The following is a 23,793-nucleotide window of genomic DNA, read 5'->3' on the forward strand; positions in this document are numbered from 1 at the left end:
TCGTCATGGGCTTGTTTCCATCAATTCATTCCCAATCCTGGCACTGAAAATCTTTGTTTATCCTGTAAGCGCAATGCGGTCAATGTCCCGCCCCAAAGACATCCTGTGTCTATTGCGTGAATTTTAGGATTAGGACTTTTTCCCTTCAAGGCCGCCCAGTGTCCAAAAACAATATCGACCTCAATTTCTTTACGTCCTGGCACCGCATACCAAGGATAAAGATTAGCAGGAGCCTTATCAATAGTACTTTTATAACCCAGTTCTAATCTGCCCTGTCCATCACAAAACCGCATCCGGGTAAAATAATTAGTAATTGCTCTTTGTCTATCCAATCCTATTAACTCATCAGACCAAAGATCAGGTTTATTACCGTACATGTGCGTTAAAAATTCTTGATAACGGTCTCCTGAAAGTACCATTTCCAATTCTTGAGCCAGACATTGGGCTTGAGGCAAATCCCAAACCGGAGCTATCCCGGCATGTGTCATCACCACCTTTAGCTCAGGTGAATAGTAAAGAATAGATTGCTTCCTAAGCCAATGTCCCAAATGCTCTCTATCTGGCGCTTTGAGAACGGTTTGAATGGTATCATCATGTCCTTTCCACGGTTTTTCACCAAATAAAGATCCTAATAAATGTAAATCATGGTTCCCCAAGGTAATGATTGGCGTAATAGGTAAGGCACTAGTAAAGCGTAAAACAGCTAATGACTCAGGACCACGATTCACCAAATCACCAACAAACCACAAACGATCTTCTTTTTCATCAAAGTCAATTAAGTGCAGCAATCGCTGTAGTGGCTCATAACATCCTTGCACATCCCCTATAGCATAATCAGACACCTCGCTTTACTCCAGGAGTCAAAAAAGATACTTCTTTTTCAATATTCTGCCATTGGCCTGTGGCAGATAGCTTTTGTAAAGGTGTTACAACCAATACATTTTGTTGCTGGGTAAACTGACTGGGGTATTGCGCTCTGTGCACTAACTCAGTTGCAGAAATAGACTCAATTTTTCCGGTATTCAATTGGACTACTTTTACTGATCCGGGTAAGGCAACAGCATACTCTGAGAACACGATGCCATTATGCATTTGTTGATTGTGTGCCTGTTCAAAACGACTCATAACAGAGCCATCCGCATTTCGACGATGGAGACCCAAAGATAAAAATCCGTTTTTAACTGCTTGCCAGTTTTTGTATTCTGGATGTTCGCGCACAAATAATTGGAACATCTCCTGGCACATCAACATACCGCCAGGCACCATAAATAAGGGGGCCTTATTTATCATAATTAAGCCTTCACCCAGAGCCTTAACCATCCACTGGATGAATTCAACGCCCATTGTTTGCTCTTTTTCGACCAGGGTCTCAGGCACACCGCCTGAAAAAGTACCTGATCGTCCATACCGTCCAGCACGTGTTCCAGCACTTTTACCCATAAATTCGGTAAGGTAACGTTGAAGGGCTATAGCATCAGCACGAATTAAAATAGCCCCCAAAGTGCCTGCAGATCGTAGATCTTCATTTAATAAAGCCAGCCAGACTGCTAATACTTGCGGATTAGATGCAATCCAGGCAAAGCCGCTAGCCGGCATTAAAGCTCTTGCGATCAATAAATTTAAGCGACGACGAAACTCGATATCCGATTCTTTCTGAAACTCATAATTATAATAACTACCGGTACTGTTGAGACTTTCTAATAAGGGATTCCATTGGTTTAATAATTGACCATTACTAGCAAATACATTAATCCGATAATCAACAAATAATTTACCTATTCCTTGTAAAATTGCCGCTGAATAAAGAGCATATTGCCATTGTTTTTGTTCTTCGGATATTAAATCCGCAGAATCCTGAACCATAAACTCCTGAAACAAACTTAATGCAGCTTCAGTGCGATTTAAAGCATGATCCACCAGACCGCCTGCCTGTGAATAATAACTGTTGGTTGTTTCAGGAAGACTTTGACAATAGTTCACCAGATTCTCAATCAGAACAGCGCACAAGCTCTCATAGCGAGATGGCTCAAGACAAGTCAGCTCTTGCATTTTCTGCAATAATCCTTGTCTTTTATTTTCAGCTAAAAACTGCGGAGCAACGACATGACGCACTAAATCTTTTAAAGATTTAGACTGTGCCGACAAGGGATTTTTTCGTTGACGATGAAACAAGACAACCTCCACATTCAGTTATTATTTAATTTTACACTAATTGGAAAGAAATTTCGCTAGTTGGACATATTCAGCGACCGAAATTTGTTCTGGTCTTTTACCACCATCTACTCCCAAATCGGTTAATTGAGCAAAAGATATGATTCCTTTCAAATTGTTAGTCAGCGTTTTTCGCCGCATAGCAAAGGCACTTGCAACTAGTCGCTCCAATTGCTCTACTGCGACTTGTTCAAACGGAGAGGTTTGAAAAGGAATAAGACGTACTACCGCAGAATCCACTTTAGGTGGCGGTTCAAAAGCTTCGGGCGGTACATCAAATAAATGCGCTACATCACAATGATATTGTAACATCACACTTAACCGTCCATAGGCCTTGCATCCAGGTGCTGCCGCCATCCGATCAACAACCTCTTTTTGCAACATAAAGTACATATCTTTTATAAATGGGGCAAATTGCAATAAATGGATCAGTATTGGAGTTGAAATATTATAGGGTAAATTACCAACAACTCTTAAATCAGAACCAAACTGACTGTAGTCAATGGTTAAGGCATCAGCTGAAATTAGCTGCAGTTTACCTTGAGTGATGGGTAGCTGAGCTAAATATTGGTATAAATCAGTATCAATTTCGACAGCAGTTAAATGCTCCAGTTTGCGCAATAAAGGTTGGGTTAATGCCCCTAAGCCAGGACCTATTTCCAGCATATTATCTTTTGGCTGAGGATCAATAGCACGTAAAATCCCATCTATAGTATGGCGGTTTTGTAAAAAATTCTGACCAAAACGCTTACGCGGGCTGTGCCTCACTATATCACCTGCAAAAAATCAAAAATGAATTATAACGTGCTTAAGGAGGTTATACTAATTACTCATCATAATAAGTAATAGATAATTAAATCCGGGTAATTTAATCCCGAAAAGAGATACTCACTTTGATGAAAAGACAGTAAAAACCAGATTATTTTCTGGTGATCAATTCAGTTTGAAGGATAATGTAATCAACAATCCGCTGCGCTGTTTCTTTTTCCACCCGGACGGGATCATAAATCAGACCTAAATAATCGCCTTGATCTGTACTGCGAATCATTAAATTCAACCGCTCTGGACACGGGTAATTCCAAAGAGGAAAATGGGTTAAATGAGTCAAACTCATTTCCAGAATGGATTCTGCCGACTTAAACAGTCCCTGGCCTGACAGAGGCTGGTAATAATTAAATATAAAATCCGGCTGTGTATAACCACTTGTGCTCATATCATGATATCTTAAAGGACGCTGAATTTTTTTTATCGTTTCCAGGATAGAAAATTGAGTCATTTTAGCTGACTCGATAAAACCCTTTAAACCTGTTGATACTAATAACGGAACGTTGTCTGCAAAATAACCAATTATATCTGATTGAGGCAACATGGAACGATTGGATTTAACAATGCTGATGTAGACGGAGTCAACGTTATATTCCATGGCGATTGCTTCACACAATAATTGCAAGTAAATTGCATAGGGAGTGAATTGATGCCGGTGACAGAACTCATTTAAGAGCTTTACCTGCTCTGCATTTATTTTTTCATAACATAATTCTCCAAACGAGCCGCTTTTTTGTAATGACTCGGGCAGGAGATGATGTGCTTGGGCTGAGATTTTTTGATAATAATCTCTGTTCAGGCTTTGTGTCTGTAAATAACATCTCTCCTCTTCATTGTATAGAGATAAGTACTCTTCATTATCATTTAGATTAATTATTTTTTCTTTTTGTAAGTGCTGAAAATACCGGACTTCCAGTTGCTTCATAAAATATTCCGCAGATAAACCATCCATGATTAAATGATGAATTTTCACCAATAATAAATCTGGCTCATTTTTTGCCTGGATAATCCAGCAATGAAGTAATGGCGCTCTATCTGTAGCTATTGGTGTGCCTAATACTTCATTAATCGCCTCAAAAATCTGCTCTGTTTTAATTATCGAAATGAGGCTGTATTTTTTATGGGACAGAACATAATTTAAACCATCATCCTTAATCTCAAAATGAGTGCGTAATGCTGCTATCTCATCAATAGAGGATGAAAGGGCTTGTTGCAAAACGTCAGTGCTGTACTGATTATTCAGAATTTTAAACAAAGGAATACTATAAGGGCTTTCATCAGGACATTTTTTTAACAACTCCCAAAGATTTTGTTGTAAAACTGAAGCGGGGCGCTGAGTAATCACATATTCATCAGGTTTGGCGTTCGAAGCTATCAATGGTTGAATTGTTTTTATTCTCCACTGCTCTAAAAGAGACCGGGCATGTTCTTCACTGATTTTATCGGCGCGGTATTTCAACGATAAGCGCAGGCCTTCCTCTGTTTGCAGTACTTTAAATGAGAGTAATCTGGGCTCATCACCCCATAGAGAAGATTGCACGTTAGAGCAACTTGTCTGGGTAGCCGTCAACTCATCATTAGCAAAAATATTTTTATTGATCTTTTGAAAATCAAAAGATATTTGAGGTAACAACGCACACGTTTTTAATAGTTGGACTCTAAAATATTGGTGTTCAACAAGCTCCATTAGTTGTTTTTGCAATGCTTTTAAATAAAGTAGCGGGTCTATGCCGTCTGCCTGCTCCAGACACACAATAACATCATTGGATAAGTCTCCAAACACATTGGTAAATTCACCACTCTCTCTCCCTGAGAAAAACACCACCAAACCTTGTCTTCTTCGATTAAATGCATTTTGCAGAGTATGAGAAAGCGTCATTAATAAGAAATTACTTAAGGTAAGCTGATTTTGACCTAATAGACTTTTATTATTTTCTATCAAATTAACTGGAATCGAGCAGTTTATTACCACAGCTTTCTGTGGAAGATTAGTATCATAAGCCAATGGTACGTCAACAGGTATGGTGCTTAGTAACGGTTGCCATTTGTCACACAATAGAGGTACTTGATTGTGAAAATGATTCTCTCGTTGCCAAAGGATGTATTCCTGATAGGATTTAGCTGAAACGGGCTGAGAACCCTTTACATAATGAGTAACCACCTCATGGAGAAACTGATTGGCGGAGAGACCATCGGCGATTAAATGATGTAAAACAGTTAACCATAAATACTCGTTTTCTTTCTCTTTAATTATGAGACATCGAGCCAGTGGACCTATTTTTAGATTGAATGGTTTTCTGAAAAACAGTTTGACTTCATTCTCATTTGGCGAGTCGGAATAACTCACTTCAATTTGAGGCTGTGTCAAATTATTAATACTAACCTGAGTCAACACCTCATCAAATTGAAAGAAAAATACATCGTGACTTGCCGCAACAAAGTTAATCGATTTTTTAAAACGCTCATACGAGATGTTTGCCTTCAGACTTACCTGCATTGGTATGTAATAGGCTTTCGGATCTTGGGTAGTCTGGAGATAATTCCATACCTCTTGCTGTTGCAATGAAATTGACAGTTGGTTCCTAGCTGTTGCAACAGATAAAGGAGCATGATTAAGTGGTTCTAATTTAGGAATCACAAAATCAGTAAGCTCTTCACTGGACGCATGCTGAAAAATATCTTTGGATGTTACTTTTGCCTCGGGATAGATTCTGTTGATTGAGTAGGCGAGTTGACTTGCCATAATAGAATCCATACCTATTTCAAACCAGTTTTGACTGGTTTTTAAGAGAAGATCTACTTTTAATACCTTTTGAGCAAGTTGATTGATGGTTTCTTTAACTGATGAGACCTCCGCTCTCAGAGGCTCACTTCCAACAGTGGTAAATGAGTTGGTTTGATTCGATGGGGTCAAACGCTCAAGATTAATATCAGCATAAATGATCTCACCAGGACTGGATGATAATTGCAGCGGAATAAAGGTATTTTTTTTCTCAATAGCATAGATACCTTGTGATGCCAAGGCCTCAGTAATTGATAACTCACTTTTTTTAAACAGTCCAGTGTTTTTTATTGGACCGTAATTAATTACAACGGAAGGAAGTTTTTGCTCTAGTCGAAATCGATTTAATGCATTGAGAAAACCATTAGCTGCAGTATAGAGTGCCTGGCCCTGATTACCCAATATTGATGCAAGAGAGGAAATTAAAATAAAGTCCTCCAGGTTCATTGCTTTGGTAGCCAGGTGAAGATTCCAGGCACCTAAAGCTTTTCCTTTGAGCAGGGGATCCAACTCTTCCAAAGAGGTCTCTAACCAGAACTTATCATTTAATTCTCCAGCAGCGTGAATGATGCTTGTGATCGGTGGAAACGATTGATTTAACTCCTCAAAAAGTGCCTGCACCTCAGCATAATTACTTAAATCGCATGAGCGATAACTCAGAGTTTTATCTTCCCCGAGTAGTTTTTTAATGCTATTACTCCAGCGGTTCCCGCTACCAGTTTCTCCCCACCGATAGGTAATAGAATATTCCCTATCTATTCCTCATGGGCAGCAACAAGCAATTCACAAATCATCTGATTGCAAAACAAGCACTAATCGTTATCAAAACTCAAAAACTCATTTAAAACCAAAACAATAGCCGTGTTCAAAAATAAGATGCTATGAGGTATTAATGGGATTAAGTTTGATTTTCTCCTGCCCATGAATAATTGCGTTAAATAAATCATTCCAATTATCAACAAAATATTCACTGAATAGGCGTTTCATTTTATCCCAGAGACCAATTTTTGATTGGCGCATTTTTAGTGCTTTTTGGAACATATTACAACAAAGCTCCTGAACCTGATCAACAAAGAAAGCGAGCATCATCAATAAGGCTAGCATGGTCGAGAGATTTTTATATCCATGTCCAAAATTATGACCAAAGTGGTAGTTTAGGTTTTTGAGTGTATTAAATATGGGATTTTCTATTTTCCAGTTCGCACGTCCTCCTCGCATAATGTCATAAGCATTGTTATTGGTAATCGTTATGTCAGTGACCCAGCTAAAATGTTGCTTGCCACCCTTTTTATTTGTTTCCCAGTACTCCATGAAATTTACTTTAAAATCATAATGGCTTGTATTGAGTGGTGCGCCATTAATATAACGGTAACTGTGCGTCACCCCGTCTTCTGTTTTGTGCTCATAAGTAATACACTCATGTTCGTTGAGCCATTTAAATAGTGCTTTGTGATCCCCTTCTTTAGCACCCGTTATGAACTGCATATCCAGGTTTTTAAGCTCATTGAGGTGAGGGTAATTTGAAGCCAAGCTGTCTTCAACGACAATGACTTTTAAGTGTGGGTGTTCTCGTTTCAAATCCCTATATAACCGTTTGGAAGCGTTGCGTTCACAGTCGTTTTTAGTATCGCCATCTTCTTTCATGATAAGTTCTGGTACAAATGGAATAACCACTTTTTTATCCGGGTGAACTATGGCTGCGCAATACATATTGTGGTAATACGAGACCTTCTCGTCAGGAAATCGAGCATAATGATAGGATTTGATGGCCAGCTCTATTTCCGCCTTAACTTCTTTTGATAATTCCTTATACATTTTTTTATCATGCAGCAATGTAGGCAAACTATCGATATCTTTAATTGGAATCAAAGTAATTTTTTTGTGGTCATCTATATACCATAATGCAAAATATGTTCGTAGTGGATTAGCTAAAATATAACTACGTGCTTTCAGAGATAGGTCGGTAATAGATTGCTTTGTGGTTAAAACTACAGATAATTTGTGATCATGCTTAATACAACATTGGTCGCAATGAATTACATTGGATGCAAAAAATCCAGTTCCATCCCCAGCCAGTAAATAACGACCGTTTAGGTAACGATAAGATTCCAGGGATTTCCCTCTTTGAAGAAAGGCAAATAACCGCTTATAGACTTTACGCAGAGTAGATGGGGCTCCTTCATCCAATCGCTCGCGCATGTACGTATCACTAGGGATCTGTTCAATGCCATAAAGAGTTCCTAAATTATGTTGAACTTGGGGATCCAGTCGGTGACTCCTATCAAATTGGAGTAATGAAGGGTACTTGAGATTAAACATCGCAAAGGCAGACATCAAACAATCCGTCAACGAAATAACATTTTTCCCTGGCGCAGCATCACGGGGAGATTTGATTTTCTGAAACTCTTTACGAACTACAGTGATCAACCCAACTGCAGACAAAAATTTTCTTATTGGTAACATCTTTGGACATTCTATCATTCAGTTTTAAATTAAAGATAAAATAGCAAAAAAGTTTACGAAATAAAATAGTTGGGATGCAGTACTGGCGCACTGTTGAGTAGGTTACGGGAACTGCTGCTATTACTCCAAGGCTTAGGATTTCTGTTACGACCCACACTTATGATTGTTTTTACTTTGCTTTTTAAAAGTTGCTCAATAAAGTATTGCCCTAAATCACCAGTTCCACCGGTAATAAGATAAACTTTGTTTGCTAGCGATTTTTTCCTGGAAATTGCGTTTTTTTGTGGCGCGAAGGGTACTATAGCTTCAGATAGTACCTGCTGTTCATCGACACGCAGGCGAGTTTCTCTAAATAAGTGAGGGTTTGTAACGGTATGCCACAATAACGGATTTCTTATGTCCGTTGCATCAATGATATTCAGATGCCATTCCGGTTGTTCTTTATGTATTGATTTCAATGCAGCAATTAAGGTTTGTCCAACTACTGAATCGGCATGGGTAACATAAATAAATTGCTTCTCATGCGCTTTAGATAATAGATAGTGGCTTAAACGGTAAAAACAGGATAGTTCAACTATAAGATTTTCGGTTTCTGTCTGACAAAAATAAACAATAACCTCATGCTTGGCAATTAATGGTAACTGTTCTTCGGTTAAAATAACGGGAAGGGTTGTATTGGTCTCGGGTTTTAGCAATGATTCAATATATTGCGGCAACTTGTTGGTAGTTGAATCTGAAGAAATCAAAAGGGTCTTTAATTTTTTAGCTGGTTTGTCAGTTGGTACAGCTGATGCGTTAAACCAGGCGGTTTGATAAAGCATTTGCGTCCAATCTTCTCGTAAGGGGAGATTATTTTTTATTTTCAGCCAATATTCTCTACCCTGAAAAGGATAATAGGGTAACTGGACTGACGTGAATGTATTTTGATTGTATAAAATTTGCCAATTGAAATCCCAGCCCAAGAGATAAAACTGCCCGGTTGTATTCAAAAGATCGGTGAAGCCCTGTTCGGTATCCAGTATTGAGGGAATGCTGATGAACTTATGGTGCAATAGCGCAAGATCGCTTAGAACCGGTGAGGGTCCAATTTCCTGTATCATGCCAATTTCTCGCTCTACAAGCGTTTCAACGCCAGCTAAAAACGCTACCGTTTTGAGTATATGCTGACACCAATAGGTGGCATTATATGTATCTTCCATGGCCAATTTACCGGTCAAATTAGTGATCATTGGTATGGAGGGTGGATGGTAAATGATGGTGTTTGCTTTTAAATAAAATGCCTCAATCATTGGCTGCATCATTGGGGAGTGAAAAGCATGTGATGTAGGCAATTTTTTTGAATGAATGTTGTGTTTGCCACAAAAAATCGCCACCAAATCAATTGACTTATCAGGACCTGACAGCACTGTCTGCTCGGATCCATTATGTGCCGCGATAGATAAATCCGGAATATTCTTCTGTATCAAATCAACAACGTCCATTGCACTATGAATAGCAATCATCCCTCCATTGCCCGGTAACTCTGACATCAGTTGAGCACGAGCACAAACCAACATCAATGCATCAGATAACGACATTACTCCTGCAAGAGTTGCAGCAACGTACTCGCCAAGACTATGCCCCAAAAGTACGGTGGGTTTAATACCTAATTCCAACCACCAACGTGCCAATACATACTCAAAAACGAAAAGAGCTGGCTGAGCATATAAAGTGTCATTAATATCAATATCATCAGGAGTATCGATTAATATCGTTTTTAACGAATACGGCAGATAATTATCGGCAACCCCGCAGCAATCATCAACAAGTTTATTGAATAACATGGAATGAGAATTTAAGTCTCTGGCCATATTATTTTTTAATGACCCCTGGCCAGTAAATAACCAGGCTAACTGGTGACTTCCATGTTTTAATCCTCTCTGTGGGTTCTGGTGGAGTTCCCGGAGCCATTGTTCTTTATTATTCGCCACAATAAAACATCGATAAGGAAAATGATTCCGACCGGTTTGTAATTGATAACACATAGTTACAAATTCCTGAGCAGAAATTTTTTCTCCAAAATGCTTGTAATGCTGCAGGTACTCATCGAGGGCTACCTCGTCTTTAGCACTCAATGTCCATAAACAAGGATGTTCTTTTTCCGATGAGGCGGCGCACTCTTGCTTTGGCGCTGCTCCTAAAATTAAATGAGCGTTGGTCCCGCTAAAACCGAAAGAACTTATCCCCGCATAGAGCGACTCTTCGGAGGAGACATCAACTGATGTCGTTGGAACAATCATGTTGTCCTGAGTGTGAATTTTTGCATTGAACTTTTTAAAATGAAGGTGTGAAGGAATTGTTTTATAATAAAGGGATAATGTCGCTTTGATTAATCCTGCAATACCTGATGCCGCTTCAAGGTGGCCAATTCTTGTTTTCAAGGAAGTGATGTAAAGAGGCGAGTTGCGCTCTTCACCATAGACTTGACGAATCCCTTCCCATTCAATGGGATCACCTAATGGGGTTCCTGTTCCGTGGGCCTCTATGTGACATATTGCCCCCGCAGACAAGCAAGCAGTTGTCAACGCAGTCTGCATTACTTTGATTTGTGCAGCAAGGTTTGGAGCTGTCATTCCATTACTTGCTCCATCCTGGTTTACGGCACTACCGTGGATTACCGCATAAATTTTATTTCCATCCCGTAATGCATCATCCAGACGTTTCAATACGATCATGCCACAACCTTCTCCACGAACATAGCCGTCGGCTTCTTCATCAAAAGTATGACAATGATTAGTCGGAGAAAGCATTCCACTTTTAGAAAAAATAATATTATTTTCAGGAGATAAAATCAGATTGACCCCCCCTGCAATTGCCATATCGCACTCGTACTCATGCAATGCTCTGGCTGCTTGGTGGACTGCAACAAGCGAGGAAGAACAGGCCGTATCAATTGCCATACAAGGCCCTTCTGTGCCCAGAAAATAAGCCAGACGTCCGGCAGCAGTTGAGAAACTGGTTCCCGTTGCCTGATAAGTGCCTAACTCCTCCAATGCAGTATTTTTTTGAATCAACGTATCATAATCATGCGTACTGATTCCGAGAAATACTCCTGTGTTGCTATATTTTAGGCTTGAAGGAGGAATATTGGCATCTTCCAGTGCATGCCAAGATGTTTCAAGACTCAGTCGTTGCTGCGGATCAAGGTATTCCGCTTCTCGGGGTGAAATATTAAAAAAAAGAGCATCAAATTTTTTGATGTTATTTAAAAAACCACCTGCTGTTGCATAAGTTTTTCCTTCCTGTTGCTGATTTTCACTAAAATAAAGCCGATTATCCCACCGCTCCATTGGTATGGAACTAATCGCATCATTTTGGGTCATTAAGTGCTGCCAAAACTCACTTATATCGTTAACGTCTTGCTGCAATACTCCTGGAAAACGGGCATCCATTCCAACAATAGCAATTGGAGTATAAGGGATAACGGGGTGGTTTTTCTGGGCTGATTTTTCTTGATTGGTTAAACCCAAGACCAGCTCCTGTATATTTGGATATTGCCAAACAAGCCATGGTTCTAGTGTTTTTTTTGTATATTCTTCTAATTCATGAAGAAACTGAGCCTGAGCAACCGAGTCCAAATTATAGTCTAAAAAAGGACGTGTACTTTCAATTTTATTAATAGCAACAGCGCAGTGTTGCGCGATCCAGTTTTTTATCCAATTTTCCAATGAGTTTGCTGAAATAGACGAAGTTTTAATGGCGTCAGGTTTAGCGCTCAATAAGCGGGCGATTATTTTTAACTGGTTTTCTTGATAATTTTTCTTACACATACTGCGTTGAATTTTACCACTGCTTGTCTTGGAGATGTGGCGCGGTGGGATTAGAATGATGTCGTAAGGAAAAATACCGGACTCTTCAAAAATAGCCTTTTTTATTCCTTGTAATATTTCTTCATAAACAGCAGGTTTTAAATGTTCCTCCACCTCAGCAATGATGAGTATTTTTTCTTCATTACCTAGTGCAGCAGCAAATGCAGCAGCACTATTTTTTATAAGTTGATCATGTGAATCATAAGTTATTCGCTCTATATCCTGAGGATAAATATTTCGCCCATTGATAATAATTAAATCCTTTAGCCGTCCACAAATGATAAGATGATTTTCTTCATCAAAAACCCCCAAATCCCCTGTGCGTAAAAAAGGCCCCTCACCCGTATCACTTATATAGTTGTCAAAGATTTCTTTTGTTTTATTCTGATTCTGGTAGTAGCCAGCAGCTACAGAGTCGCCTTTCAACCAAATTTCGCCTACTTGCTTATTAGTTAATCTTTTATACGTTTCGGGACATACAATACGAACCTGATAATGAGAGTCCTTAATCATACCACAACGAACTAAATCGATTACTTCCTCACTGTTCTTGGCCAATACCAGTTTTCTTTCATGTAAGCCATTTTTAGATACCGATATAACACGCTCGGCTAAACTAGTATTAATCGAAATAGCCAATGTTGTTTCTGCCATGCCATAAGCGGGTTTCATGGTATTTGGTTTCAGGCCAAAACATGCTAATTTTTTTTCAAAATTTTCAATAGTGCTGGTTTTAACTGGTTCCGCCCCATTAACTAAATGACACATATTGGACAAATCGAGATTGGATTGATCATTCACAAAATTTAATGCCAGCTCATAAGCAAAATTGGGAGCCATGGTGAAAGTAGCTTTATGCTCACTCATGGCTTCTAACCAGAAGCAGGGTTTTTTCAAAAAGGTTAAAGGAGCCATGAATACTACTGTATTGCCATAATACAGAGGCAGTAAAGTGCAGCCGATCAAACCCATATCATGAAAAATAGGCAACCAGGATACAGCCACCTTTAAATTTTCCTCACCCAGCACTTGTGCCATTAAACGAACATTCGCAACAATATTTTGATGTCTGACAACAACACCTTTAGGGGCTCCTGTAGATCCAGAAGTATACTGCAAAAAAGCGATATCCTCACTGTCAACTGGGGTAGGCATAAATTGTGTGGTGGTTTTTACCAGAACGTCGGTACAGATAATTTCTGCTTGTTCCGGAAAAGAAAAGTGATTCTGATCACAATGAGCTTTAATCGTACTTTGAGTTAGAATTACATCGATTTTGGAGTCATCAAGAATACCTAATAATCGTTCAAGATGCCTTGTTTTTCTGGGAGGGTAAGCTGTAACCGCTATTTTACCTGCAAGCAAAGTAGCAAGAAAAGCAACAACGTAATCAAGCCCTGAATCAAACAGCAGTAAAATAGGGCTATCGCTTTTCGTACTCTGGATTCTAATTGCCAAATTAGTCATCTTGTCACATAACTGCTTGTAAGTTAACTGTGCGGAAGTCTGATAATCAGCGTTAAGAAATTTCAGAGCTATTTTATCTGGTGCTTGATGAGCATTTTTAAAAATGGAATTGATTAACAGATCGCCAGGGCCGAAGTTCATTTCTACCTCTCGTCAAACGTTCTAATGAAAAATAGTTCACATCCCTGAAACATATACTTACAACTCTTTTAAAATTAGACCACTACTGAGAGTATATCAATTGGTTAGTTGTGCTTCTCTTCATATGAATTGGAATACAAAAAAAATAATTCATATAAATCAAAGTGGTAACAATAATAATGGCCTCAAAGAACCCGCAAATAAAATTAAAAGATTTATCGAAAAAATTACCCGTCTCCTCACTAAACTAGGCGTGTCATCAATTAAATGGATTGCCCTGGCACTCGCACCATTACTTTTCTGTTTTAACTTTAACCTTAAATATTGACCAAAACTTTATAACTATAACTTACAGAAATCCGTTTAAAATTTAGTGTTTCTGGATTAAAAACATCGATAAAAAGGATGGTCCGCTAATGCCAGAATTTCTTTATCGCCACGACTGTCTCCATAAGCATAAATCTCAGTATTGTGGTTAATCCAGGGTTGTACCTTTTTTGCTTTTTCCAAACCATAACAACTGGCTCCAGATAGATGCCCTGTAAACTGATTGTTAGTTCCCACCTCAAGTACGGTGCATACCACTGCGTCAAAACCATAAAATTCCGCCCAGGATTTGATATAAATATCGTAAGCAGCGGTAGCCAAGATACAGTAATGACCGTCTTCTTGATGTTTTTTCAATTTATTAATTGCTTCACTCTTGAGCAGAGGAGGTATTTGAGTGCAGGCAAACATATCACCCCAAGAAAGTATTGTCTCTCTGGGTTTATTTTTAAAAAAGAGCCAGCAAATAAAGATGTTCAAGTTATCTATAGATATTAATCTGCAGGAAAAAAAAACTAAGACAGGGAATAAAAATGGCATTAGAAGTATAAATTGCCAGGGAAAAACAAATCGCAAAAAAGGTAACGTGGTCGATTTATTTGTGAAAGTCCCATCAAAATCAAAAATGGCAACTGTATCAATTTTATCCTGATTTTTTAAGCTCATCAATAATCTCCACTTATTCCCTAGTAGCTAAAAAATCCAGATCTCTTTTACTGATAAGTAAATTCAGATAACCCAAGGCTATTTTTGCATGATAAGCATAATGCGGTACTCTCATTGGATGTTGCATCCCTTTTGATAGACAAAAATAAAACCAAAAACACCATTTCAAAATGACAATATTCATTGCATGATGCAACTCTTCCGGGGCAATATAATATGGACCTTGAAAAGCAATTACTTTATCTGGATTTATCCTAAAGTTCCCCGCACTCTCCTCGATACACCATGCTAATAGGGTATCAAGATAATCTGCGCGGTGGTCAAAATCACAGGCAGCCTCCCAATCAATAACCCAAAAATCCTTATTTTCATTCCAAAGTACGTTTTTAGGCTTCAAATCATTATGACAAACTGAATCCAAAGACAGCGCATCTATCGATTGCACCAAATCGTGTTTATTATCCAGGATGAAACGGGATATTTTTTTTAATTTTTCAAAAAAAGTAAGATATTTGAGAGCCCAATCCAATTTTGCCCAGTGGGGATTTTCCACAAGCATGTGCGCCACCTGGATGTAATGAGCATTTTTTTGTTTGGAGAAATCCCGGTCGTAGCTTATGGTTCCATGATGCATTTGAAACAGCTTATGACTAATTCGGTCAATCATTTCATTATCAATTGCCAGATTTTCTACAACAGCGCCATTAACGAAAGGAAAAAGCATGTAAGCGAAATTATTATTTTCCAAGAAAACACCTGATTTTCCTTCTATTGCAGGAACTACATTTCCAAATCGTTGTTGCTCTCTACAAATACCTTCAACAAAAGATAACGATGTTTTTATCTCATTTTGAGTGGCTTTATATACTCGCTCGTACTCACTCAACTCTATTTTTTTAAGCAGGTAAGCGCTTGTTGTTGACTGAACTTGATAAGCTTGATTAACATCGCCCCCGGCCATATAGGTTATCTTCTTGGGAAGAAGCACAAGGGAGTAGTTTTCTTCAATTAAAATCAGCTCGTCTCTTGTTAACATAATATTCACTACGTTTAACGGAACGTATCTAATTATGGTTTACAATTGATCAATTATCAAAGAATAACCAGCTATATACCTTATAGCTCAAGAAGTTTACTGAACAGTATTTAGAAAAGAGGAATAAGCCCCTAACCGAAACCACAAGAAGAACTAGTCAACCTGGAACGGTCACCTGATTGTTTTGAAATAACGACGATTGGATGCACCTGCAATTAAGGCTCCAGCAAATCAAATTACATTCTGTCAAGGTCTAATGATTAATTAAAATGGCAAGTCAAGATAAGGGTTAATTCTCGTAATTAACTCACGAAACAACAATTTAATTTGTTGTAAATCGCCCTCCGTATTCGCCTCAAAACGCAGGGTTAACCAAGGGCCTGTATTTGAAGGTCTGATTAGGCCCCAAGACGTAGCAAAATTCACCCTTAACCCATCAATACAGATGATCGTTCCTCCAAGGAATTGTGGTGCCTGCTCTAACAATTGCCTCATAAAAGCTTCTTTCTTATGCTCAGAAATGGGAATTTTTAATTCACTGGTATTAATGGAGTTTGGAAATTGTTTGAAGTATGTGTGGGCATCATTCACTTGTTTAGATAACATTTCCAAGGTACGGGCTGCGGCATAAATACCGTCATTATAACCAAGCCAGCGATCTTTAAAATAAAAATGGCCACAATATTCACCACCAAGAAGAGCCTGATGTTCTGACATGCTAGACATAATGTTGGCCATTCCTGTTTTAGTCATTACTGGAATACCTTCACGAGCTAAAATGTAGTCGTTTAAATGCTGTGTGCATTTGACATCGAATACAATCCTTGGATTGTTTTTTTGGGTAAGTACTGCATGAGAAAAAGCAAGAAGCAGGCGATCGGAAGGAATAATACAACCTTTATTGTCAACAACGCCTAATCTATCTCCGTCACCATCAAATGCTACACCAAGGTCAGCCTTATGCTCCTGAACGTGGCAACATAAATCGTGCAAATTTTCTTCAACCGCAGGATCAGGATTATGGTTGGTAAAGGTTTCTTGAACATCACAATATAAAGGGATAACCTCACACCCTAATGCTGTTAATAATGGAGGTACCACAGTACCAGCAACAGCATTACCACAGTCGACAACAACACGCAGTTTTAGTGACAGCGAAAGATCGGTTTTAATAGCCTGAATATATTGAGTAACCATCTGCTCCGATGGATAATGAATGTGAACCTCATCATTTTTTTCAGTAATTCTGAGTTGATTTTGAATAATTCGATAGTGCAATGATCTCAGAAGCGCACCATGATAATTTTTTCCTGCAAGATTTATCTTTAATCCATTGTAGTTAATGGGATTATGGCTGGCTGTTACCATCAAACTTGATGGACAATGAAGAAAACGCATGGCAAAATGAAGGACCGGTGTAGGTAAACAACCAATATCAATGACGTCAATTCCGCTGAGTAATAGGCCTTGAGCCAAGGCTTTCGTAAAGGCTTTGCTACTTCCACGACTGTCTCGGCAAATCAGGATCATTTTTATGGTTTCTGTGTCTTGCAGCTCATTTCCAATAGCAACGCCAAGGGTGTAATAAGTGTCTCTGTTCAGCTCCGCGCCAATCAAACCGCGGACATCGTATTCGTTAAATAATGCCAAAACAGCTTTTGCCAAGCTTAACTTACTCATATTCTTCTCCTGACAAAGCAATAACTAAGTCACGGCTTTTTGTTCCGGATTTGCAATTATTTGATTCGGCCTTACAGTTAGGGTGCCAGGTACCTCAATAACTCTTGGTTTCTGCTGGCCGGGGGCTTTATGCCCAAACTGGGGTTGAATTTTAGGATAGATTACATCGTGGCAGAACTGGAAGGTTGTATTAAAACTACAACGCAAAATGACATATTGTCTAACAATGTGTTGAATCCTTTTTTCTAAAGTGAGCTCTTTTTCAGCCAATAAATTATCAACAGTGTGCTGAGAAGATAATTCGGTATTATTACTTAAAATACGGATTAATGTTCCTGTTGTATCAACAGAAGATTTCATTGGAGCTCCTCTCTTACAGACTAAAGACCGCTTCCCTTATCTTTCCATTGATAAAAAAATCAGCGGACCTTTGCCGAGGGGCCCACTTCACGTCTCCTTCCTTGGAAAAATCAATATAAACACCTCAATATAATACTGTAGCAATTGATTTATTAAAAATCAAGTTGATCTATTTGGTCACAACTGCCGTTCTTTTTCTGTAAAAGTTAACTATTAAACAGTTTACGATATGATCCATATTCTACAAAATACACACCCATCTGTTCCAGTGTGTAATGGGCAAGCAAGTGTTCGGCACAGTTATTTTTAAAATTTTTGTAGCATACATTTCCAATCATGGTGTAAAATTAAAACACAGTCAAAATGGACGAACTTCCATTAAGCCTTGTCCATTCACAATGCAAATTTAGGAAAAAATAATGGCTTATAGAAAAATGCTTAAATCAAAAATTCATCGTGGCTGTGTCACTCAAGCTGATTTGGAGTATGAAGGAAGTATCACCATTTCTCCCGAGCTTCTTAAAGCCGCTAATATACTGCCTTACGAAGCAGTGAATGTTTGGAATGTCACTGCAGGTACCCGATTTGAGACCTATACCATTACTGGAGAAAAGGGCTCCACTGATATCTGCGTTAATGGAGCTGCTGCCCATTTAGTTACCCCGGGAGATCTGATAATTATCGCATCCTTTACGCAAGTATTAGAAGAAGAGTGTACTACTTTAATTCCTACTGTAGTTTTTGTGGATCAATTTAATCGTTTAAAAGAAATTAGGCCTGAGCGCGTTGGCAGTAAACATAACATGACTTCTACGGTTTAATTTGTTTTCCAGGCATAATAATCTGCATCGGCTCTTTGTTCTTTTGAAAGAGGGCCAAGCTAATCAACAGGACTTATGCGAACTTTGGAGATGAGCTAGTTTGGTAGCATTGAATGGAGATAAATTTTGTATTTTTTCGTTTATAACCTTAAACCTTAACTTATGTTAACTCACTTACTTGAATTACGTCGTCGTGCACTCTATATCCTCTACTTTTTTAGCGCCCTTTTTTTAATATTTTTTTTCATGGCAGGGGATTTTTTTCATGCCGTGATGAGCCCTTTGTTGTCTGCTCTTCCCGGTCAAAGTGAATTAATTGCGACCCAAATTACCTCACCAATAATGACCCCCCTTAAACTTGCTGCTGACGCCGCATTATTGTTGAGCGCCCCATTTGCTTTATTTCACCTGTGGCGTTTTATCAGTCCAGGACTCCATAAAAATGAACAAGAACAATTTCGTGGCGCCATCTTCATGAGTGTATTGCTTTTCTTTGCAGGATTAACGTTTTGCTTTTACCTGATCCTTCCTTTTATGTTTCAGTTTTTTAGCCATGCGCTGCCTAGAGGGGTACATTTTATGCCTGATATGGCCTATGCCTTAGATTTCATTACGCGTATGTTGCTACTGTTCGGCTTGGTCTTTCAAATACCACTAATCACTATAGTGCTGGTCCGTTTAAAAACTATAGAGGTAGCAACTCTTAAAAAAATAAGACCCTATATTATTGTAGGGGCATTCATCGTTGGAATGCTATTGACTCCTCCTGACGTGTTTTCCCAAATAATGCTCGCCCTGCCCCTGTGCATCCTTTATGAACTAGGGATTATTTTAGCTCTTTGTTTTGCTTAACCCTTAAGCTATTCCTGTAGCCTGAACTTTATTTTCCGAGGGGTTTTGGACTTATCTTGTGATCCTGCCCCCTTGCGGACATATGATTTCTTGCGATCCGGATTTAGATCTCAGATAATGAAGAGCTTGGCACATGGAGTCGTGTCTTAAATTTAAGGATTGAATTATGAATAAATTTTCTCTGCTAAAAAAATTGTTATTGCTTTGCTCGGCTTTATTACTAATTCCAATACCAGAAACGTTAGCGTGCACACGAGCGGTCTATTTAGGATCAGATGATCTAATCATCACTGGCCGCTCTATGGACTGGATGGAAAACATGCATTCCAGCATCTGGGTATTTCCCAAAGGGATGAAACGTGATGGCTTAGCAGGTCCTGACTCCCCTAAGTGGACATCTAAATACGGTTCTGTGATTACCTCTGTGTATGATATTGCTACCGCGGATGGCATGAATGAACGAGGTCTGGTAATGAATATGCTTTATCTGGCCGAATCAGATTTTGGCAGTGCCAAAAAGGGCAACCCTCCTTTATCTGTAAGCGTTTGGGGGCAGTATGCCTTAGATAATTTTGCTACCGTGAGTGAAGCGGTTGATGCTATGTCGCAAACAATCTTCCAAATTATTGCACCCAACCTACCGAATGGAACACCGAGCCAAGTGCATTTATCATTATCTGATTCAAGCGGAGATTCCGCCATTTTTGAATATGTTGGTGGTGAGCTCGTTATTCATCACGGCAAACAGTATCAAGTCATGACTAACTCACCAATATACAGCAAACAGTTGGCCTTAAACGAATATTGGCAAGAAATTAATGGTGATGTATTTTTACCAGGGACAAGCCGGGCTGCCGACCGATTTGCCAGAGCATCCTTCTTAATTCAATCTATTCCTAAGAAAATAAGCAGTAATTACATTCAAGGAGTCCCTGAGCAAGCTTATACTTATCAGGCTATTGCCAGTGTATTAGGAGTCATGCGTTCCGTTTCTGTGCCGCTAGGTATTACTACTCCCAATAAACCTAATATTGCATCGACTTTATACCGTACGATTTCGGATCAAAAAAATAGAGTTTATTATTTTGACTCATCAACTTACCCCAGCACCATCTGGATTGATTTAAAAAATCTAAATTTCTCCCAAGATGCTCCTGTGCTTAGCTTAGCAGTGGAGAATGGTCATGTGCACTCCGGTGAAGTATCCAGTCTGTTAAAGCCGACAAAACCATTTGATTTTTTGCCAGCAAATTAGTCGATGATGTTTAACCAACATCACGAAAAAAATGGCTTCAAATTGACTTATAGGCCGTAAAATTCATCCCCTTAAATACTTCCAGACTCGTTGCACGACAATGAGTCTGGAAACTTATCAACGCTCACGTTCCAATAATGCTTTAATAATTGGCTCAAGATCTCTTAAACAATACCGATAGATGAATTATGGTGATCAAAAACAGAGCTAATAATGAATAAAATTGCTAAATTTAATATTGGAGATTTGGTTATCCATAAACGCAGTGGCTACAGAGCTATAATTGTGGATATAGATCCTTTATTCCAAGCCTCTGGTAATTACAATCCACAAGCAAGCAAGCGGGAGTTTGCAACACGTAATCCGTGGTATAGGCTTTTAGTGGATGACAGCAGTCAAATGACTTATGTTGAAGAAAACATGTTAACTGCTGATCCCAGCCAACACCCTGTTAACAATCCCCATCTTCATAACTTTTTAAATGAAAAAGAGGGAAGTTATCAAAGTGCGAATTCGAAGCATTAATGTTTAAATCTCTTGCATAACGGCCTCTTTACAAGACCACTGAATTGCAAGAGGTCTATACCACAACCCATAGCGGACTAAGCTATGAGTTTCTTAGCATCAAAACTAATAAAGCAATAAATCCAATTAACCCCATGGCCAATATACCCATGGTTAAAAAACTCTTGCTTAAATTTTCTTTACTGAATTGATCGGGTCTACCTTTTATCGCGCGATATAATACAAATACAATCATGATTGCGCCCAAAACACCCAAAATTTGATAGAAAGTATTCACTTGATTCCCCTTTTACTTGACTTGGTTTTTCTACTTGGATTCAAAGCTAAACGCATCTGAAAATAAATGGTTAGGTAACACCCCGTTAGCTACTAATATATCTCGCGTACTGTACACCATATCGAAAGGACCGCTGATTACCATTTGCCATTCAGTAAGATCTTCAGCATGATTTTTTAAGATATGAGATGCCAGTGTTTCTTTACTTTCATCAGCGAGAAGAGAAAAATAGTTAAACCGACTGACATGGGCTTCCCAGCTGCTTACCTTTTCATCCATGTACAGATCACTTTGGGATCTTGCTCCCCAATATAACTCAAAAGGTCTCCGATCCGCATTAGCCAATAATTGTTCTATCATTGCTTTAACCGGAGCAAATCCAGTTCCTCCGGCAATAAACATGATTGGTCTTTCTTCCGCTAAATGATTGATGCTGCACTCACCAAACGGTAAACGTAAAGTAACGGAACCTTGTTTTTTAATATGGGCAAATAAACGTTGATTATAGGGGTTATCAAGACTGTGTCTGATATGTAATTCATATTTATGAGATCCCAGGGGGGCGTTGGCAATTGAGTAACTAAACGCTTCTCCATCAAATAAAATTTGCAGGTACTGTCCCGCTTGATAATCAACAAACTCGTCCGGGGTTAAAATCAACTGAACGATACTATCAGTCAGTGGAGAAATTACCTCTACTTGAGCCTGAATTATTTGCCCGCTCATTCCTCTAACCCTAAAGAAGGCCAATAGCCATTCACTTTATCTAATATTTCTTTATCCATAACAATCGGCTTACCCCATTCTCTTTGCGTCTCTCCTGGCCATTTAGTGGTTGCATCCATACCCATTTTTGAGCCCAAACCGGAAACAGGTGATGCAAAGTCAAGATAATCTATAGGTGTATTTTCTATCATTACTGTATCACGGCAAGGATCCATACGTGTAGTCATTGCCCAGACAACATCGTGCCAATTACGCGCATCGACATCATCATCACAGACAATAACAAATTTTGTGTACATAAACTGACGCAGAAATGACCATACAGCCATCATGATTCGTTTTGCATGTCCGGGATATTGTTTTTTTATCGTCACTATTGCCAAACGATAAGAACATCCCTCTGGGGGTAAATAAAAATCAACAATCTCGGGGAATTGCTTTTGTAATAGGGGGATAAAGACTTCATTCAAGGCCACACCTAAAATAGCAGGTTCATCAGGTGGCCTTCCGGTATATGTACTATGATAAATTGGTTTTTCTCTATGAGTTACACGTTCCACAGTAAAGATTGGGAATGATTGTACTTCATTATAATAGCCAGTGTGATCTCCATACGGACCTTCCGGGGCTTCCACACCCGGTTCAAGATACCCTTCCAAAATAATTTCTCCACTGGCTGGCACATGTAATTCACTGCCGATGCACCGCGTCAACCGGGTACGTTGGCCTCGTAATAAACCAGCAAATGCATATTCAGATAGACTATCAGGCACGGGAGTCACTGCTGCCAGGATGGTTGCCGGGTCAGCTCCTAAAGTTACGGCAACGGGAAAACGCTCATCAGGATAAGCCTGTTGCCAGGCTTGATAATCCAAAGCACCTCCTCTATGGGATAACCAACGCATAATTAATTTATTTTTACTTAATAATTGCTGTCGATAAATTCCCATATTCTCACGAGTTTGCTGCGGTCCTTTAGTGGTCACCAGACCCCAGGTAATTAATGGAGCAACATCACCAGGCCAACAGGTTTGAATAGGCAAACGAGTTAAATCCACTTCATCATGTTCCCAAACATGGGTTTGACATTCTGCACCGTTAACATACTTTGGTGCCATGTTCAGCGCTTGTTTTAGAAGGGGCAGTTTGCCAAACGCATCTTTAAATCCTTTAGGAGGATCGGGTTCTTTTAAAGCGGCTAATAATTTACCCACCTCTCGTAATGCAGCGATGGTTTCTTCACCCATGCCCATGGCAACACGCTCAACTGTACCAAATAAATTAGTTAATACAGGCATATCGTGGTTTGGGGTGTTAGTAAAAAGAAGCGCAGGTCCACCGGCACGTAGAACACGTTCACTTACTGCTGTCATTTCAAGGTAAGGTGATACCGGGAAATTGATACGTTTTAATAATCCACGTAATTCCAGTTGAGCGATAAAGTCTCTAAGATCAGAGTATTTCATTGATGATGTATCTCTACAATTATGGGGATTTAAAGCAGTAACGCCGTCCTTTTTTCCTGAATCAA

At 39.1% G+C, this 23,793-nt stretch carries 17 protein-coding genes; 4 read left to right on the forward strand and 13 right to left on the reverse strand.

The window, feature by feature from the left end; genetic code table 11:
* Positions 1 to 20: 20 nt before the first annotated feature.
* From HRS36_RS17175 to HRS36_RS17220, 10 genes are all read right to left on the reverse strand, one after another.
* Positions 21 to 842, reverse strand: a complete 822-nt coding sequence (locus HRS36_RS17175) for a symmetrical bis(5'-nucleosyl)-tetraphosphatase (protein WP_173238301.1) — start codon at positions 840 to 842, stop codon at positions 21 to 23.
* Positions 835 to 2,172, reverse strand: a complete 1,338-nt coding sequence (locus HRS36_RS17180; RefSeq protein WP_173238302.1) for a conjugal transfer nickase/helicase domain-containing protein — start codon at positions 2,170 to 2,172, stop codon at positions 835 to 837. Before HRS36_RS17180 ends, HRS36_RS17175 begins: the two co-directional genes overlap by 8 nt.
* Before the next feature lie 36 nt (positions 2,173 to 2,208).
* Positions 2,209 to 2,979: a 16S rRNA (adenine(1518)-N(6)/adenine(1519)-N(6))-dimethyltransferase RsmA gene (gene rsmA, locus HRS36_RS17185; protein ID WP_173238303.1), complete on the reverse strand. Its 771-nt coding sequence runs from the start codon at positions 2,977 to 2,979 to the stop codon at positions 2,209 to 2,211.
* Between the two features lie 151 nt (positions 2,980 to 3,130).
* Complete coding sequence (locus tag HRS36_RS17190; protein WP_338033754.1) at positions 3,131 to 6,577, reverse strand: condensation domain-containing protein; 3,447 nt, start codon at positions 6,575 to 6,577, stop codon at positions 3,131 to 3,133.
* Between the two features lie 120 nt (positions 6,578 to 6,697).
* Positions 6,698 to 8,281: a hypothetical protein gene (locus HRS36_RS17195; protein WP_173235428.1), complete on the reverse strand. Its 1,584-nt coding sequence runs from the start codon at positions 8,279 to 8,281 to the stop codon at positions 6,698 to 6,700.
* Positions 8,282 to 8,334: 53 nt separating this feature from the next.
* Positions 8,335 to 13,737 carry a type I polyketide synthase gene (locus HRS36_RS17200; RefSeq protein WP_173238305.1) on the reverse strand — a complete coding sequence of 1,801 codons (5,403 nt, stop codon included), beginning with the start codon at positions 13,735 to 13,737 and terminating at the stop codon, positions 8,335 to 8,337.
* Positions 13,738 to 14,121: 384 nt separating this feature from the next.
* On the reverse strand, positions 14,122 to 14,730 hold the full coding sequence (locus HRS36_RS17205; protein WP_173238306.1) for an HAD-IB family hydrolase: 609 nt from the start codon (positions 14,728 to 14,730) through the stop codon (positions 14,122 to 14,124).
* Positions 14,731 to 14,743: 13 nt separating this feature from the next.
* A complete protein-coding gene (locus HRS36_RS17210) occupies positions 14,744 to 15,766 on the reverse strand; it encodes a phosphotransferase (RefSeq protein WP_173238307.1) in 1,023 nt (340 codons plus the stop codon).
* A 264-nt stretch (positions 15,767 to 16,030) separates the two neighbouring features.
* Positions 16,031 to 17,446, reverse strand: a complete 1,416-nt coding sequence (locus HRS36_RS17215; protein ID WP_173238308.1) for a phosphomannomutase/phosphoglucomutase — start codon at positions 17,444 to 17,446, stop codon at positions 16,031 to 16,033.
* A 24-nt stretch (positions 17,447 to 17,470) separates the two neighbouring features.
* Positions 17,471 to 17,806, reverse strand: coding sequence for a hypothetical protein (locus HRS36_RS17220; protein ID WP_173238309.1), 336 nt, complete (start codon positions 17,804 to 17,806; stop codon positions 17,471 to 17,473).
* Between the two features lie 419 nt (positions 17,807 to 18,225).
* Between HRS36_RS17220 and panD the strand changes: the two genes are divergently transcribed.
* From panD to hspQ, 4 genes are all read left to right on the forward strand, one after another.
* Positions 18,226 to 18,627 carry an aspartate 1-decarboxylase gene (gene panD, locus HRS36_RS17225; RefSeq protein WP_173238310.1) on the forward strand — a complete coding sequence of 134 codons (402 nt, stop codon included), beginning with the start codon at positions 18,226 to 18,228 and terminating at the stop codon, positions 18,625 to 18,627.
* A gap of 162 nt (positions 18,628 to 18,789) precedes the next feature.
* Positions 18,790 to 19,479, forward strand: coding sequence for a twin-arginine translocase subunit TatC (gene tatC, locus HRS36_RS17230; RefSeq protein ID WP_173238311.1), 690 nt, complete (start codon positions 18,790 to 18,792; stop codon positions 19,477 to 19,479).
* Between the two features lie 166 nt (positions 19,480 to 19,645).
* Positions 19,646 to 20,734, forward strand: a complete 1,089-nt coding sequence (locus tag HRS36_RS17235) for a linear amide C-N hydrolase (protein WP_173238312.1) — start codon at positions 19,646 to 19,648, stop codon at positions 20,732 to 20,734.
* A 213-nt stretch (positions 20,735 to 20,947) separates the two neighbouring features.
* Positions 20,948 to 21,259, forward strand: a complete 312-nt coding sequence (hspQ, locus tag HRS36_RS17240; protein ID WP_173238313.1) for a heat shock protein HspQ — start codon at positions 20,948 to 20,950, stop codon at positions 21,257 to 21,259.
* 82 nt (positions 21,260 to 21,341) lie between these two features.
* Here the strand turns inward: hspQ and HRS36_RS17245 are convergent, their stop codons facing one another.
* The 3 genes from HRS36_RS17245 to ubiD are packed head-to-tail and all read right to left on the reverse strand — an operon-like array spanning position 21,342 to position 23,728.
* Positions 21,342 to 21,536: a hypothetical protein gene (locus HRS36_RS17245; protein WP_173238314.1), complete on the reverse strand. Its 195-nt coding sequence runs from the start codon at positions 21,534 to 21,536 to the stop codon at positions 21,342 to 21,344.
* Between the two features lie 30 nt (positions 21,537 to 21,566).
* The gene (locus tag HRS36_RS17250; RefSeq protein WP_173238315.1) at positions 21,567 to 22,262 is read right to left on the reverse strand and encodes an NAD(P)H-flavin reductase; all 696 of its coding nucleotides are present in this window, start codon (positions 22,260 to 22,262) and stop codon (positions 21,567 to 21,569) included.
* Complete coding sequence (ubiD, locus tag HRS36_RS17255; RefSeq protein WP_173238316.1) at positions 22,259 to 23,728, reverse strand: 4-hydroxy-3-polyprenylbenzoate decarboxylase; 1,470 nt, start codon at positions 23,726 to 23,728, stop codon at positions 22,259 to 22,261. The genes HRS36_RS17250 and ubiD overlap by 4 nt, the downstream gene beginning before the upstream one ends.
* Between the last annotated feature and the right edge of the window lie 65 nt (positions 23,729 to 23,793).

The organism is Legionella antarctica, assembly GCF_011764505.1.
Lineage (GTDB): Bacteria > Pseudomonadota > Gammaproteobacteria > Legionellales > Legionellaceae > Legionella > Legionella antarctica.